We start from the raw sequence: 15,141 nt of genomic DNA on the forward strand, positions 1-15,141 counted from the left end.
TTCGCCTCCCTCTTGTCAAATGTAACCAATCTGCCTAGTTTGATTAACAATTTCACAACCAACCGACTGTTTCAGGTTGCACCTTCCGCACCGCCAGGTGTCACCTTTTTCTACTCTCTGGCTGAGGTTTAACGTCAATGACAACGCATGAAAGTAGCACTGCCATTCTGAAGAAAAACAAAAAAGTCCTCATCGCCAGCCTGACCGGCAGTGCGATTGAGTGGTTCGATTACTTCCTGTATGGCACCGCCGCCGCGCTGGTGTTTAACAAGATTTTCTTTCCGATGGTTGACCCGGTTATCGGTCTGATCCTCTCGTATCTGTCTTTCTCTCTGACCTTTTTCATTCGCCCGATCGGTGGTGTTGTTTTTGCCCATATCGGCGACCGGATTGGCCGTAAGAAAACGCTGGTCTTAACGCTGTCGCTGATGGGCGGCGCGACGGTGATGATTGGCCTGTTGCCAACCTACGAGATGATTGGTATCTGGGCGCCCATTTTGTTGATTCTGATGCGTATCATTCAGGGCATGGGGATAGGTGGCGAATGGGGCGGCGCGCTGCTGCTGGCCTATGAATACGCGCCGGAAAAACGTAAAGGCTTTTTTGGCAGTATTCCCCAGGCGGGGGTCACCATCGGCATGCTGATGGCGACGTTTATCGTGTCGTTAATGACGCTGTTCAGCGAAGAGGATTTCCTCTCCTGGGGCTGGCGCATCCCGTTCCTGCTCAGTTCCGTACTGGTGCTGCTGGGGCTATGGATCCGCCGCGATATTGACGAAACGCCGGATTTTCAGAAAGTGAAGCAATCCGGACAGGTCGCCAAAGCGCCGCTTCGCGAGACGCTCACCCATCACTGGCGTGAAGTGCTGATCGCCGCAGGACTCAAAGTGGTAGAAACCGCGCCATTTTATATTTTTTCGACCTTTGTGGTCAGTTACGCGACGACAACGCTCACCTACCAAAAGTCGCAAGCGCTGGAAGCCGTTACCCTTGGCGCGCTGGTGGCTACGGTAATGATCCCGCTGATGGGCCTGTTGTCGGATAAAGTGGGCCGTAAACGGATGTATGCCGTCAGCGTCTGCCTGCTCGGTCTGTTTATCGTGCCGTGGTTTCTACTGCTCAATACCGGCACGACCTGGGGAATCGTACTGGCGACGGTGGTGATGTTCGGCATTCTCTGGGCCCCGGTCACCGCGGTTCTCGGCACGCTCTGCTCTGAAATTTTCAGCGCTAACGTTCGTTATACCGGGATCACCCTGGGTTACCAGATTGGCGCGGCACTGGCTGGCGGCACTGCCCCGCTTATCGCGACGGGCCTGCTGGCGAAATATAACGGCGACTGGGTGCCGGTGGCGTGGTATTTGCTCGTCACTGTCGCTATCTCCCTCACCGCCATCTTCTTTGCAAGTCGGGTAAAACGGTCTTCTGCTATTCACGCTCAGCCGAACGAACTGTAATAGTCATAAGCCTCACCCGGTATTCGCCGGGTGAGGCGCTACGTTCACGTCACAGTGCAAACAATTACCCGTTTATCTGCTCCATCGCCTGTAAAATACGCTTATCTGAAATCGGATAAGGCGTACCGAGCTGCTGCGCGAAGTAACTGACGCGCAGCTCCTCTATCATCCAGCGGATCGCCTTCACATCTTCATCTTCACGTCGCGCAGGGGGCAATTTATTGAGCCACTGCTGCCACGCCTGCTGCACGCTCTCTACTTTCAGCATTTGGGCGCGGTCGCGGTGCGGATCGACCGCCAGCTTCTCAAGCCGTTTTTCGATCGCCTGTAAATAGCGCAGCGTGTCGCCGAGACGTTTGAAGCCGTTTCCGGTGACAAAGCCGCGATACACCAGCCCGCTCATTTGCGCTTTAATATCCGACAGCCCCAGCGCCATCGTCATGTCCACGCGCCCTTTCAACCGCTTGTTGATGGCAAACACGGCAGTCAGGATCTGCTCAACCTGCTTTGCTATCTCCACCACGGTGTCGTTCAGTTCGGCACGCACCTTTTCGTGTAACGCGGTAAAACCTTCCTCTGTCCAGACCGGGCCGCCGTTGGCGTCGATCAATTTGTCTACGCCACAGGAGATACAGTCGTCTATCAGTTCCAGCACCTTCCCATACGGGTTGAAGTACAGACCCAGCTTAGCTTTGTTCGGCAGCTTCTCGTGCAGGTACTTAATGGGCGACGGTATGTTCAGCAGCAGCAAACGCCGCAGGCCGGACCACATTGCCTGCCGCTGTTCCAGCGGGTTATCGAACAGTTTGATCGCCACACTGTCGCGCTCGTCCACCAACGCTGGCCAGGCTTTGACCTTATAATTGCCGCGTTTCTGCTCGTAGCTTTCCGGAAGCTGGCCAAAACTCCAGATATGCAGGCCGCTCTGTTCGATACCGTCGTCCGCCACGGCAGACAAGGTTTCCTGAACCTTGCCCTTCAGCGCCTCTTTCAGCGCCGTTAACGAACGTCCTTCCTGCAGTTTTTTGTTCTTCTCGTCGACAACGCGGAACGTGACTTTCAGATGATCGGGCACCTGTTCCCAGTGCCAGTCTTCGCGGTCAACCGTCACGCCGGTCATGCGGCGCAGCTCACGCTCAAGGGCCTCCAGTAGCGGCAGTTCGAGCGGGGTTACACGGCCTAAAAACGCCTCAGCATAATTTGGCGCAGGGACAAAGTTGCGCCGTACTGGCTTCGGCAGCGACTTGATCAGCGCAATCACCAGCTCACGGCGCAGGCCGGGGATCTGCCATTCAAAACCGCTCTCGTCCACCTGGTTCAGCAGCGGCAGAGGGATGTGTACCGTCACGCCGTCGGCATCCGCGCCCGGTTCAAACTGGTAGCTCAGGCGCAGCTTCAGATTGCCCTGATGCCAGAAGTTGGGATAGTCCAGCTTGCTGATCTTTTCCGCCCCCTCTTTGATCAGCATGCTCTTTTCAAAATTGAGCAGGTCTGGCGTTTCCCTGCTGACCTTTTTCCACCAACTGTCGAAATGACGCGCGGAAATTACATCGTGGCTGATGCGCTGGTCGTAAAACTCAAACAGCGTCTCGTCATCCACCAGAATATCGCGACGGCGTGACTTATGCTCCAGCTCTTCGACCTCAGCACGCAGCTTCAGGTTATCGCGGAAGAATGCGTGCCGCGTTTGCCAGTCGCCTTCGACCAGCGCGTGGCGGATAAACAGCTCGCGACATAACGCCGGATCGATCTGGCTGTAGTTCACCTTGCGGGCGGCGACAATCGGTAAACCGTACAGGGTGACCTTTTCAGTCGCCATCACTGCGCCCTGCGCCCGCTCCCAGTGCGGTTCACTGTAAGAACGTTTAATCAGGTGCTGGGCAACGGGCTCCACCCAGTCCGGATCGATTCGCGCCGCAATACGGCCCCACAGACGGCTGGTTTCCACCAGTTCTGCCACCATCGTCCATTTTGGCGGTTTCTTGAATAAGCCAGAGCCGGGGAAGATGGAGAAACGCGCGTTGCGTGCGCCGGTATATTCCTGCTTGTCGGCATCCTTCATCCCGATATGCGACAGCAGCCCGGTAAGCAGCGCAATATGAATTTCACGGTATTCCGCCGGTTCGCTATTGACCGGAATGCCCAGCTCTTTCACCACCTGACGCAGTTGGGTGTAAATATCCTGCCACTCGCGCACCCGCAGGTAATTGAGGAAATCCACGCGGCACTGGCGGCGGAACTGGTTCGATGACAGCGCCTTCTGCTGCTCGCCGAGATAATTCCACAGGTTTACGAATGCCAGAAAATCGGACTCTTTGTCATGGAAGCGGCGGTGTTTTTCATCCGACGCCTGCTGCTTGTCCATTGGCCTTTCGCGCGGGTCCTGAATGGAGAGTGCGGAGGTGATGATCATCGCCTCGCGCACGCAGCCGTGTTTTTGCGCTTCCAGCACCATGCGCGCCAGGCGCGGATCCACCGGCAGCTGGCTGAGCTGGCGACCCAGCGGCGTTAGCTTATAGGCGTTCGCCTGTTCGTCAGTCGTAATCGCGCCCAGTTCTTCCAGCAGGCGCACGCCGTCCTGGATATTGCGCTTGTCCGGCGCTTCGACAAACGGGAACGCGGCGATATCGCCCAGTCCCAGCGCGGTCATTTGCAGAATAACCGACGCCAGGTTGGTACGCAGAATCTCCGGATCGGTAAACTCCGGGCGCGACAGGAAATCGTCCTCGGAATAAAGACGAATACAGATCCCTTCCGAGACGCGACCGCAACGCCCCTTACGCTGGTTAGCGGAAGCCTGAGAAACCGGCTCGATAGGCAGACGTTGTACCTTTGTACGGTAGCTGTAACGACTAATGCGCGCGGTGCCGGGGTCAATGACGTACTTAATACCCGGCACGGTGAGCGAGGTTTCCGCCACGTTGGTCGCCAGTACAATGCGCCGTCCGCTGTGGGACTGGAACACCCGGTTCTGTTCGCTATTGGAGAGCCGGGCATACAGCGGCAGCACTTCCGTATGGCGTAAATTGAGCTTGTTAAGCGCGTCGGCGGTGTCGCGGATTTCGCGTTCACCGCTCATAAAGATCAGAATATCGCCGGGGCTTTCACGTCCCAGTTCCTCTACCGCATCGAAAATAGCCTGTAGCTGGTCGCGTTCGGTATCGTCCGCCTCTTCTACAATCGGGCGATAGCGCACTTCCACCGGATAGGTCCGTCCTGACACCTCTATAATCGGCGCATTGTTGAAATGTTTTGAGAATCGCTCCGGATCGATAGTCGCGGAAGTAATGATAACTTTCAGGTCCGGGCGACGGGGCAGCAGCTCTTTCAGATACCCCAGAAGAAAATCGATGTTCAGGCTGCGCTCGTGCGCTTCATCGATAATGATGGTGTCGTACTGCATCAGCAGACGATCCTGCTGGATTTCCGCCAGCAGAATACCGTCGGTCATCAGCTTAACCATCGTGTTATCGCTGACGTGGTCGTTGAAACGCACCTTATAACCGATGCAGCCGCCCGGCTCCGTTTGCAATTCTTCAGCAATACGGTTCGCCACAGTACGCGCAGCCAGACGGCGCGGTTGCGTATGGCCAATCAGCCCTTTAACCCCGCGCCCCAACTCCATGCAAATTTTCGGTAGCTGGGTGGTTTTTCCCGACCCGGTTTCCCCGGCCACAATCACCACCTGGTGATCGCGAACCGCTTCAAGAATGGCCTGTTTTTTCTGGCTAACCGGCAGGTTTTCTGGATACACGATCGCCGGACGTGACGCTTCGCGTAGCACGACTTTACCGGCTGCCTGTTCGATCTCTTTCGCCATTTCCTGGTAAATGGCCTGTTGTGCATCAGGATTTTTAACCTTCTTCACGCCGTGGAGGCGGCGAGCAAAACGCTGGCGATCGCGCAGCATCAACGCATCTAACTGCTGTTGCAGGAGGTGGAAGGTTAATTTTTGTTGTTCTGTCATAAGGTTAGATGGCAGTGCTCTGCCTGGTTAAATCTCTTTAAATTGATAGGTATAGAGTACCACATCAGCGCATGTTGTGTGTCGTTCAATAAATTCGAACATAGGCTTCGATATATTGCGCTATCTCTGTGGCAGGATTGTGAATAAAGTGTCAACACGCAACGGGGCACAGCCCATTCAAACACCTATAAGGAAACACCCATGAGCAAGGTATTAGTTCTTAAATCCAGTATTCTGGCAGGGTACTCTCAGTCTGGTCAGTTGTCTGATTATTTTGTTGAACAATGGCGTGAAAAACATCCCGCTGATGCCGTAACCGTACGCGACCTGGCGGCAAACCCTGTTCCGGTTCTGGATGGCGAACTGGTCGGCGCCCTGCGCCCGAGCGATGCGCCGCTGACGCCGCGTCAACAGGAAGCACTGGCGCTGTCTGATGAGCTGATTGCTGAACTGAAAGCCCACGACGTAATTGTCATTGCCGCCCCGATGTACAACTTTAACATCCCGACACAGCTGAAAAACTACTTCGATCTGATCGCACGCGCTGGCGTCACGTTCCGCTATACCGAGAAAGGGCCGGAAGGTCTGGTCACCGGTAAACGCGCCGTGATCCTCTCCAGCCGCGGCGGTATTCACAAAGATACCCCGACCGATCTGATCGCGCCATACCTGAAAGTGTTCCTTGGATTCATTGGGATCACCGACGTGAACTTTGTGTTCGCCGAAGGAATCGCCTACGGACCGGAAGTGGCATCAAAAGCGCAGTCCGACGCGAAAGCCGCTATCGACAGCGTGGTAGCCGCGTAAGCGCTCACCTCCCGCTGCGGCGGGAGGTGTTCATTTTGGCTGATAACTCAGATACCCCACCACACCACGACTCGCGCCATCACTGGGATGATTCACCCCGTCGGTTACCTCAACCGGTGAAAAGTCAAAAGGCGAGACGTCTTCAATACAGGCCACGTTCACACCATACTGATCCGGACTGGAACGGCGCTGGTGAAAGGTGTAGATCCCGCAGACTGAACAAAAATAATGCTTCGCTTCGCCAGTATTAAACCGGTACTCCGTGAGCTTATCGCGCCCGGTGAGGACGTCGATACCGTCGAGCGGCGCAGAAACCACCACGGCGCCGCGCATCCGGCAAAACGAACAGTTACAGCGGCGCACGGTGTGAAACCCGTCGCTAAGCTGAACGGTAAAGGTGACCGCGCCGCAGTGGCACTGAGCAGAATATTTTTTTGTCATCATGTTGTCCCGCAATGAGTCGATAACGCCGTTGCAGTGGACAGTATAGAAACAAACGCTCAAGACAACGTGCCTGATAGCGCAAAACGGTGCGCTATCAGCCAATTTGCTTTATTGCGAAAGCGCCAACAGCTGCGCCCGGAGATTATCCATGAACGCGCGCTTGTCGGGATCCGCATACATCGCCCCGCCAATGGACACATCGATAAACAGCGGCAGCGGTATCCGGTTGCCCTTCGCCATTACCCGTTCGGTTCCGGTCAGCCAGACAGGAATAATCGGCACCTCCGGAAAACGCTGGCTCAGATGCCATAACCCGGACTTCAGCGGGGCCAGCTTTCCAGGCTCGCCGCGGGTACCTTCCGGAAACAGAATCAGCGTCTTGCCTTCTCGTAGCGCCTGTTCGCAACGGGCCAACGGGTTAGCGTCGCCCCCTTTACGCATCACCGGGATAATGTTGAGAATATTCAGCGCAAACCAGGCCATCCACTTATTACGCAGAAAATAATCCGCCGCGGCAACCGGATGCACCTGACCCTGACGACGTAATGAAAACAGCGAAAGCAGCGCAAACACGTCCATATGGCTGTTGTGATTCGCCACAATAATCGCCGGACCGTGTGTCGGCAGACGTTCCCGATGCCGGACACGCAACCCCAGCCATAGCCAAATGACCGGCCAGACAACACAAAGAGTAAACAGAGTACGAAGTAGTCGCGTCATGGTAGTTAAAAGTAAAAATAGCGGATGAAATGAAAGAAGACCGGCGCAGTGAAGATAAGCGAGTCCAGCCTGTCGAGAATACCACCGTGTCCCGGCAAGAGAGTGCCGCTGTCTTTGACGCCACAATCCCGTTTGATCGCCGACATCACCACGTCACCACAAAACCCCGTCACGCCGATAATCACCCCGGCAAGCAGCGCCATCGCCCCGCTCATTGGTGTCAGTAACGGCCCTAACAGCAGGGCAACCAATGCCGTTGTCGCCACGCCGCCCAGCAATCCTGCCAGCGTTTTATTCGGACTGACCGTCGGCGTGACCTTAATGCGCCCGAACGACTTACCCCAGATGTACTGCGCAACGTCGTTAAATTCCGTCAGACCGACCAGAAACAGCACCAGTAGCGCGCCGGTCTGTTTGCCATCAGCAGGAAGCACCAGCAGAAAAGCCACATGGCTGAACGCAAACACGGTGGTCATTAAACTCCAGTGCAGTTGGGAAGCGGTACGCAAAAAGCCCTGCGTGTCGCCGGCGATCACCATTCGCGCGGGAAGGAATAAAAAGACATATACCGGAATAAACACCACAAACATGCCGTACCAGCCACTGCCGATAAACCCGTAGTTAACCGGAATAGCGATAAACATCCACAACAGCGGCATACGGTCAGCCTGACGGGACGGCGCCAGGGTCAGAAACTCTTTCAACGCCATAAAGCTGACCAGCCCGAAAAAGGTCAGCGCCAGCCAGGCAGGACTCAGGATCGCCAGCGAAAACAGCACCACGATGACCCACCATGTGCGAATGCGTAGCGTTAATTCGCGCCAGTCTTTCTCCGGACGCAGCGTAACCAGTAGCACATTGACCACGCTCGCCGCCAACAGCAGCGCGAATACCGCCGCCAGGGATTTCTCCAGCATCATCACTTCGCCACCTCGACCCGCAACGCGCTGCGACAGCGATTACCCGCCGTCCACAGCAGCAGAAGGATGGCGCCACACCAGACGGCGTTATTCCATATCGCCAGCTGTGGCCACAGCGTCAAAAGCAGTCCCCAGCAGCCAAACAGCAGCGCGCGATCGCTTTTGCCTAACGGACCCGCGTAGCTGCGCACGCCGTTAATGGTTTGCGCCAGCACGCCGCAAAATTCCGTCATTGCCGCACAGAACAGCATCGCCACAACCAGCATTGGGTTACTGTCCGGGATCAGCATAAACGGCAGATAAAGCGCGAGGTCGGAGAGGACATCGCCGGTTTCGTTGAGAATCGCACCCAGTCTTGACTGCTGATTGCACTCTCGCGCCAGCATGCCATCCAGCGCATTAAGCGCCATGCGCACAAAGAGCACGACAGGCAGGAGGACCAGCAGTTCCAGACGGGGGAAACACACCAACACGCCGCCCGTCAGGAATGAGAGCGCCATTGCGGCAAGGGTAATGTGATTAGCCGTCACGCGGTGTCGGTGCAGCCAAAACATGAGGGGACGCAAAAGCGCCTGAAAAGCGGGCTTAATTTGATAGAGGGTCATTATCATTCCCTGATAATTAAAAAGTCGCGTAATAATGCCTGACTTTATCGATTGATGCGCCATCGCCCCCTGCTATCAGGCAACATTTCAGAATTTATCAGTTATTTCCGCAGCCACTTACCGTTGATTCCCTGCACGTACTCGCCCGGACGGGCGCGCTCAACCAGCTTTTGCCCGGCCATTTTCGCGACCTCCTCTACCGGAATATTGTGGCTTTCAGCAAGCTGCTGGTAGCTGACGCTTCGCGCCTGGTTGATCTCTTTCACCAGCGTCCGGGTTTCGGCATCCTCTTTCAGCGCCACGAGGTAGCCGTTCAGGGTCTCCCCAACCCGTCCTTGCGTTCTGGCCTCATTGAGGGTCAGCGCCAGCGCATTTCCACTCAGCAGGCCGAGAATCAGCGTCGTCAGAAGTAATGTTCGTTTCATCCTAACCTCAGAATAAGTCGCTACGTGATTTGAGCAGGCTTTCTACGTCTTTATCCACTTTGATGTGGATTTCATGCTCAATCCTGACATTCATGTTGATAGTGATTGGCTCTTTTGGCGCCGCGACTTCAATGCGCGGCGTACAGCCCGTCAATACCCCTGACAGGAGTAGCGCCAGCATGGCTGTCATCATTTTCATTGGGGGTCCTCACATTCCTTGCCTTCCGGGCAGTATTTCATGGGCAGCGTTGCGTTCTGTTCAAGCCATGCCTGTAGGTTGTCGCCAAAGCGCAGACTGCGCCAGAGCGCAAATACGTTTTCTTCGTGGGTGTAGTTGAGATTGACCGTCCCCGTCTTACCTTCTACGCGACTGTTGCCGGTGATGGCCGCCTGCATGGTCAGTACGCCGAGATTGTCTAAATTGATTTTGGTCCAGGAATGGGCGATCTCCATGTAACGCAGCCAGTTGATCGCCGCGCCCGCCGCCATATTATCCTTCACCACCGCATCGGCGGTGTCTTTGTCGATACGCAGAGTCATTGGACCCGGATTCGTTAACCAGCCGTCTTTAATGATCCATTTTTCATTATTCAGCCACACTGGGAGCGCGCCGCTGACCGGGCCGGACAGGGCAAATTGCTTGGGATTCACCGCGCTTATCAGCTCGCTGGACGAAATATTTTCCACACGAATCAACGCCGGGTCATGCTGCGGCATACGCAACTGCTGCATCCTCACCTTACCGCCCAGCACGTCGACGCTGACGTCGGTGAGTAACAGCGGATCCTCTTCACGCCAGGGGTACGCGCCCTGCAGATCGGCGCTGAGATTGGTAGCTGTCACCTGATTGACCACTTCGGCGATCCGCAGCGAAACCGGTCCGCGCGTGCCCAGTTGCCACGTACCGTTGCCAAAACGGAATGGCAACACGAAATCCACACCGTTAATCTGGTTGTCGGGCATCCATGCGCTGCCGCCTTTGAGCACACCGTGGCCGCCCGCTTCAAACCCTTGTTCCGGCGCGGCAGAGAACGCGACCTGGGCGTAGAGCTCGCCTTCGCGCAGAGTCATTTTCCAGTCTGGCGGCACCAAAGGTTGAAACACCGTTAGCGACTGCTGCGGCCACCAGGCCTGTCCGCGCAGACGAATGCCGTCCCAGCGTCCGTTAACCCGAACCGGCCCAATCGCCCCGGCATGTAAATCGCCTTTGAACTGGAACAACGTCGGATCGCTACCGTCAACGCTGAACTTGAGCGTCGACGGCGGCAACACGCTGCCGCCCGAAAAATGGGTTTCGCCAGCGTCGAGCGAGAGCGCGCCGCTAAACCGCGGCTGGGCTTCATCGCGCACCCACTGAACCGGCTTGTCGAGTATCAGCCGCGGGGAGTCGATCGTCATGGTGCCGTATTGAAGTTGATTAAAGCCAGTGGAGAGATCGGTCAGGGTGATGACCTTATCGCGCCATTCCCCTTTACCCGCCACGTCCCAGGCGGCATGCATAGGGGTAAAACGGCCCTTCCCCCAGTAGCGCCACTGCCAGCGCCCTGCATCCGGCAGGAAATCGTTCGCCAGACCGTCGAGATGCAGCACAAAGTCACCCATTTGATTTTCATGCGCGCGCAGTATGGCCTGCAGACGACCGTCCACGCCGCGCTGCGTCACCGTCACCCCTGCCAGCGGCCAGCGAATCTCATCAATGTCCAGCGAGTCGATGACCCGCCCGCGCGAACGCAGCAGCGCGCCAGGCTCAAAGGCCAGTTGCGGATCGCTCAGGCTTCCGCTCAGTTGGGCGGGTAGCCTGGCGTAAAAAATCAAATCGTCCTGCTTCGCTTCGCCGGTTAACTGAAGCGGCATCGCGCTATTATCCATGCTGAGTTTGCCCGGGCCAAAGGTCAGCACCGCGTTTCCTTTGCCCGCGTCGCCCTGGGTAAGGACATTAAGGCGACCGCTAATCAGCGCCCTTTCTGTCCCCTCCTGCCAGTTATCAACCTTAATGCCCAGACGCCCGCTTAAGGGAAAATCCTCATACGGCCACGTCCAGCGGCCGTCGCTGATGGAGAGTTGCTGAGACGTAAGGGTCCACGGCAGGTCGAGCAACGGCTCATGCTGTCCGCGCGCCATCACGATCAGTTGCCCCGTATTGTCACGCCATTCCAGTTCCGCATCCACCAGCGAAGGCGCCTGCGGCAGAGTCAACGTCGCAACGCTATGACCGCTTGTCGGCAGCCCATCCGGCACCAGCGGCATCGTGAATTCACCACCCAGTCTGACGGGCGGCTGCCCTTCAAACGCCGTCACGTCCAGTTCACTCACGGACAGCATCTGGCCGCGCAGTTGCGCCCGAAGGGTGACCTTTTCCCCCTGATAGCGCACTTGCTGAACCGACGGGGTAAGCGAAAGGTTCAGTTTTCCCTGCCATACCTGCCAGGGAGAAAGCGCCACATTGTCGATAGTGACCCAGGTATTCGGCAACATCGCCTGCCACTCGGCAAGGGTGCGCGGTGCGGCGGGCGACGCCTCGCTTTGCGGGAGTTTAGCCAGGCAGGCGGAATCGAGCTGAAGGGTTTTAATCGTAAGCTGCCAGCGGCTGGGATGGGAAATGTCCGCCTGGGTGACGCGCGCCAAAGGACATTCACCGACTAAATATGTCATCTCAGGAATATGCAAGCCCTGACGCGTCAGGCGTGGGCTTTGGTCAAAGGCTATGCGCGTGCCGAGCGGCAGCCAAATGCCCGCCAGCGTTGGGACCCACCACCCAAGCGTCATCACCAGCGTCAGCGGTATGAGGATAACCAGCAAAGCGATCGCCAGAACGGCTTTGTATTTACCCTTCATGGGCAGTTAATATCCTGATTTAGCATTAAATTAAGCCGAATAAGGCCACTATTGTGTCATGTTTGCCGAAACATGCCCAGTTTAAGGATAGATGCTCTAGAATTATTCATTATATGTATCACTTTCAATACTTTTTTATATTTTGTAAAATAATTTGAATTCAATACGTGTGATTCAACATCACTGGAGAAAGTCTTATGAAACTCGCCGTATACAGCACTAAACAGTACGACAAGAAGTACCTGCAACAGGTTAACGAGGCTTTTGGCTTTGATCTTGAATTTTTTGACTTTTTGCTGACGGAAAAGACAGCGAAAACCGCCCATGGCTGCGAGGCCGTCTGTATTTTCGTAAACGATGACGGAAGTCGACCGGTACTTGAAGAGCTGAAGAAACAAGGCGTTAAGTTCATCGCGCTGCGCTGCGCGGGTTTCAACAACGTCGATCTTGACGCGGCAAAGGAGCTGGGTTTACAGGTCGTGCGCGTGCCGGCCTATTCGCCGGAAGCCGTCGCTGAGCACGCCGTTGGTATGATGATGACGCTGAACCGTCGCATTCACCGCGCTTATCAGCGCACCCGCGATGCTAACTTCTCGCTCGAGGGCTTAACCGGTTTCACTATGCACGGTAAAACAGCCGGGATCATTGGTACCGGTAAAATTGGTATTGCCGCTCTGCGCATCCTGAAAGGTTTTGGTATGCGACTGCTGGCGTTCGATCCCTACCCGAGCGCTGCTGCGCTTGAGCTGGGGGTGGAATATGTCGATCTCGCCACGTTGTTTGCCGAGTCGGATGTGATCTCCCTGCACTGCCCATTAACGCCGGAGAACTATCATCTGCTTAACCACGCGGCCTTTGACCAAATGAAGGATGGCGTGATGGTGATCAATACCAGTCGTGGAGCGCTGATCGACTCCCAGGCGGCTATTGAAGCGCTGAAAAATCAGAAAATTGGTTCGCTGGGTATGGATGTTTACGAGAACGAACGCGATTTGTTTTTTGAAGATAAGTCTAATGACGTCATTCAGGATGATGTGTTCCGTCGGCTTTCCGCCTGCCACAACGTCCTGTTTACCGGGCATCAGGCCTTCCTCACGGCGGAAGCGCTGACCAGCATTTCAGAAACTACGTTGCACAATTTGCAGCAGTTAATGAACGGTGAATCGTGCCCTAACGCCCTGTTTTAACGCTTATCCCTCCCGTGTTTGGGAGGGGTTTTCAGATTTTCCCCAAAGCCATATTCGGTAAGATCGTTATTCTGTTATTGATTGATAAGATTCAGAGAGTTGATATGAAGAAGGTAGTCGCGCTGGTTGCGCTGAGCCTGCTGATGGCAGGTTGTGTGAGTAATGGAAAAGTGTCTGTCAGCCGCGAGCAGCTACAGCATCATCGCTTCGTGCTGGAAAGCGTGGACGGAAAACCGATCGCGGCAAGCCAGCAGGCTCCCGAGCTGAGCTTCGGAGAAAAGATGACGATCTCAGGCAAGATGTGTAATCGCTTCACCGGTCAGGCCACGCTGTCAGATGGCGAGCTGAAAGCCAAAAATCTGGCAATGACGCGGATGATGTGCGCCGACCCGCAACTTAATCAACTGGACGCCACGCTGAGCGCCATGCTCAGCAAGGGTGCACAGGTAGACCTGACCGCTAACCAACTTACGCTGGCGACGGCGGAACATACTCTGAGCTATAAACTGGCCGACTTAATGCAGTAGTATCAATAACTACCACAGCTTCCCGCGGCGAGAGATTGTTCGCTACAGCGTTTGCCGTTGGGAAGCGCGCACATGCCAATGGCAGAACCGTCCAGTTGACGGGCTACAGAGAGCGATCCCCCTATCATGGCGCAATTGGCCTCGCCGGAGCTGGTCATCGCCGCTCTTAACCCTGGAGCGACATGCGCCGCCGTCGCCTGCTGAACAGGTTCATTGTCACTGCTGCACGCCGACAATAATAACGCGGCACATCCTACCCAAAACGCTGCGCGCATTTCTCTCCCCTTATCTTCTGAAAGCCAAACGAACCGCACTAATAATAGGCATGCGAAGCTGTCGCGTCGAGAGTCAACGCGCGCATTTATGCGCCGCAGCCGCATTTTATCGCGTTATCCGTGCGGTTTTTGATCTCACGCAGCCCCACGAGCCTTAAACACTCACCCGACGAGCAGTCACATAACGCGACTGCCAGTATCGGTTTGAAAGATGTGACAACGTCACACCTTCCGAACTGGATGCATGAATAAACGCATCATTACCGATATAAACCCCGACATGATGGACGTTTGGTTTCGTTTCGAAAAACACCAAATCACCGACGTTAAGTTCATTCTGATGTATCCGCCGACCGATATGACTTTGCTCACGGGCAGTCCGCGGCAAGTGTTTATGAATCGTCGAGGCAATAATACGACGCGTAAAGGCGGAGCAATCAATGCCACGGCGGCTGTCCCCGCCCCAGCGGTAATGTGTACCCTGCCACTGTGCGAATTCACGCATAATGCGCTGTTTAAGCTGTTTGTTGTTACGCTGAGCTGACGACCGGTTTACGGAATTATCAGCATAAGACAACGTAGAAAAGGTATTGAAGCCCCAGTCTTTAGCCTGAATTTTAACAAACGCAAAAGACGATGATGAGGTAGATATAAGTAAAGCAAGCAAAAATAAACGAATCATAATTTAATCAAAACAAGTAATTACATTATCACATCCTGACTTTTTCGCGCACAAAGAAGATTCACGTTATTACGTGTAAATAATATGTTTAAATTGCGTGTATCCGCAACTGGCTGGTTATTATCACTGTGGTAACAGCAAAAAATAACAAGGCTTTCCTGCCCTGTTCTGCACCCAGTGTAGAGACAGCAGACCTGAAGCCAAACTTAAATCATCTTATTAAGAACAGTTATATCCCAAGAGAACGGCAAGGATAATAATTTTCTTAAGAAATTTCTCAAAGAAAATTA

General features: G+C 55.0%; 14 protein-coding genes. 4 read left to right on the forward strand and 10 right to left on the reverse strand.

Annotated features, from left to right (window positions below):
* Positions 1-137: 137 nt before the first annotated feature.
* Positions 138-1,457: an MFS transporter gene (locus APU02_RS22015; RefSeq protein WP_042283219.1), complete on the forward strand. Its 1,320-nt coding sequence runs from the start codon at positions 138-140 to the stop codon at positions 1,455-1,457.
* Between the two features lie 64 nt (positions 1,458-1,521).
* On the opposite strand, the gene hrpA is transcribed toward APU02_RS22015, so the two are convergent.
* A complete protein-coding gene (gene hrpA, locus APU02_RS22020) occupies positions 1,522-5,424 on the reverse strand; it encodes an ATP-dependent RNA helicase HrpA (RefSeq protein ID WP_042283221.1) in 3,903 nt (1,300 codons plus the stop codon).
* A 201-nt stretch (positions 5,425-5,625) separates the two neighbouring features.
* On the opposite strand from hrpA, the gene azoR reads away from it, so the two are divergent.
* Positions 5,626-6,231 (forward strand): FMN-dependent NADH-azoreductase, encoded by a 606-nt coding sequence (gene azoR / locus APU02_RS22025; RefSeq protein ID WP_042283223.1) that lies wholly within the window; start codon positions 5,626-5,628, stop codon positions 6,229-6,231.
* Positions 6,232-6,261: 30 nt separating this feature from the next.
* Here azoR and APU02_RS22030 read toward each other — a convergent pair whose 3' ends face one another.
* From APU02_RS22030 to APU02_RS22060, 7 genes are all read right to left on the reverse strand, one after another.
* Positions 6,262-6,675 carry a GFA family protein gene (locus APU02_RS22030; protein WP_082636892.1) on the reverse strand — a complete coding sequence of 138 codons (414 nt, stop codon included), beginning with the start codon at positions 6,673-6,675 and terminating at the stop codon, positions 6,262-6,264.
* 108 nt (positions 6,676-6,783) lie between these two features.
* The gene (locus APU02_RS22035) at positions 6,784-7,395 is read right to left on the reverse strand and encodes a lysophospholipid acyltransferase family protein (protein WP_060571244.1); all 612 of its coding nucleotides are present in this window, start codon (positions 7,393-7,395) and stop codon (positions 6,784-6,786) included.
* Positions 7,396-7,400: 5 nt separating this feature from the next.
* Positions 7,401-8,315, reverse strand: a complete 915-nt coding sequence (locus APU02_RS22040; protein ID WP_060571245.1) for a phosphatidate cytidylyltransferase — start codon at positions 8,313-8,315, stop codon at positions 7,401-7,403.
* Complete coding sequence (locus APU02_RS22045) at positions 8,315-8,920, reverse strand: CDP-alcohol phosphatidyltransferase family protein (protein WP_060571246.1); 606 nt, start codon at positions 8,918-8,920, stop codon at positions 8,315-8,317. Before APU02_RS22045 ends, APU02_RS22040 begins: the two co-directional genes overlap by 1 nt.
* 101 nt (positions 8,921-9,021) lie before the next feature.
* A complete protein-coding gene (locus APU02_RS22050; protein WP_060571247.1) occupies positions 9,022-9,345 on the reverse strand; it encodes a YdbL family protein in 324 nt (107 codons plus the stop codon).
* Positions 9,346-9,352: 7 nt separating this feature from the next.
* Positions 9,353-9,544: a YnbE family lipoprotein gene (locus APU02_RS22055; protein WP_042283238.1), complete on the reverse strand. Its 192-nt coding sequence runs from the start codon at positions 9,542-9,544 to the stop codon at positions 9,353-9,355.
* Positions 9,541-12,180, reverse strand: coding sequence for a YdbH family protein (locus APU02_RS22060; protein ID WP_060571248.1), 2,640 nt, complete (start codon positions 12,178-12,180; stop codon positions 9,541-9,543). The genes APU02_RS22055 and APU02_RS22060 overlap by 4 nt, the downstream gene beginning before the upstream one ends.
* 197 nt (positions 12,181-12,377) lie before the next feature.
* Here APU02_RS22060 and APU02_RS22065 point away from each other — a divergent pair, with 197 nt between their 5' ends.
* Complete coding sequence (locus APU02_RS22065) at positions 12,378-13,367, forward strand: 2-hydroxyacid dehydrogenase (protein WP_042283245.1); 990 nt, start codon at positions 12,378-12,380, stop codon at positions 13,365-13,367.
* Between the two features lie 104 nt (positions 13,368-13,471).
* Entirely contained in the window at positions 13,472-13,894 is a 423-nt protein-coding gene (gene hslJ, locus APU02_RS22070) for a heat shock protein HslJ (protein WP_042283246.1), read from the forward strand.
* Positions 13,895-13,896: 2 nt separating this feature from the next.
* Here hslJ and APU02_RS22075 read toward each other — a convergent pair whose 3' ends face one another.
* Both APU02_RS22075 and APU02_RS25530 read right to left on the reverse strand, forming a co-directional pair.
* Complete coding sequence (locus tag APU02_RS22075; RefSeq protein WP_042283247.1) at positions 13,897-14,169, reverse strand: DUF333 domain-containing protein; 273 nt, start codon at positions 14,167-14,169, stop codon at positions 13,897-13,899.
* Between the two features lie 154 nt (positions 14,170-14,323).
* The gene (locus APU02_RS25530; protein WP_072014930.1) at positions 14,324-14,851 is read right to left on the reverse strand and encodes an NlpC/P60 family protein; all 528 of its coding nucleotides are present in this window, start codon (positions 14,849-14,851) and stop codon (positions 14,324-14,326) included.
* Positions 14,852-15,141 lie beyond the last annotated feature (290 nt).

Origin of the sequence: Citrobacter sp. 50677481 (genome assembly GCF_001463265.1) — a bacterium.
GTDB lineage: Bacteria > Pseudomonadota > Gammaproteobacteria > Enterobacterales > Enterobacteriaceae > Citrobacter_A > Citrobacter_A sedlakii.

What these genes read in the sequence shown, in the direction of transcription:
- APU02_RS22015 (WP_042283219.1), top strand. Translation starts at nt 138, where the DNA reads ATGACAACGCATGAAAGTAGCACTGCCATTCTGAAGAAAAACAAAAAA.
- hrpA (WP_042283221.1), bottom strand. Translation starts at nt 5,424, where the DNA reads ATGACAGAACAACAAAAATTAACCTTCCACCTCCTGCAACAGCAGTTA.
- azoR (WP_042283223.1), top strand. Translation starts at nt 5,626, where the DNA reads ATGAGCAAGGTATTAGTTCTTAAATCCAGTATTCTGGCAGGGTACTCT.
- APU02_RS22030 (WP_082636892.1), bottom strand. Translation starts at nt 6,675, where the DNA reads ATGATGACAAAAAAATATTCTGCTCAGTGCCACTGCGGCGCGGTCACC.
- APU02_RS22035 (WP_060571244.1), bottom strand. Translation starts at nt 7,395, where the DNA reads ATGACGCGACTACTTCGTACTCTGTTTACTCTTTGTGTTGTCTGGCCG.
- APU02_RS22040 (WP_060571245.1), bottom strand. Translation starts at nt 8,315, where the DNA reads ATGATGCTGGAGAAATCCCTGGCGGCGGTATTCGCGCTGCTGTTGGCG.
- APU02_RS22045 (WP_060571246.1), bottom strand. Translation starts at nt 8,920, where the DNA reads ATGACCCTCTATCAAATTAAGCCCGCTTTTCAGGCGCTTTTGCGTCCC.
- APU02_RS22050 (WP_060571247.1), bottom strand. Translation starts at nt 9,345, where the DNA reads ATGAAACGAACATTACTTCTGACGACGCTGATTCTCGGCCTGCTGAGT.
- APU02_RS22055 (WP_042283238.1), bottom strand. Translation starts at nt 9,544, where the DNA reads ATGAAAATGATGACAGCCATGCTGGCGCTACTCCTGTCAGGGGTATTG.
- APU02_RS22060 (WP_060571248.1), bottom strand. Translation starts at nt 12,180, where the DNA reads ATGAAGGGTAAATACAAAGCCGTTCTGGCGATCGCTTTGCTGGTTATC.
- APU02_RS22065 (WP_042283245.1), top strand. Translation starts at nt 12,378, where the DNA reads ATGAAACTCGCCGTATACAGCACTAAACAGTACGACAAGAAGTACCTG.
- hslJ (WP_042283246.1), top strand. Translation starts at nt 13,472, where the DNA reads ATGAAGAAGGTAGTCGCGCTGGTTGCGCTGAGCCTGCTGATGGCAGGT.
- APU02_RS22075 (WP_042283247.1), bottom strand. Translation starts at nt 14,169, where the DNA reads ATGCGCGCAGCGTTTTGGGTAGGATGTGCCGCGTTATTATTGTCGGCG.
- APU02_RS25530 (WP_072014930.1), bottom strand. Translation starts at nt 14,851, where the DNA reads ATGATTCGTTTATTTTTGCTTGCTTTACTTATATCTACCTCATCATCG.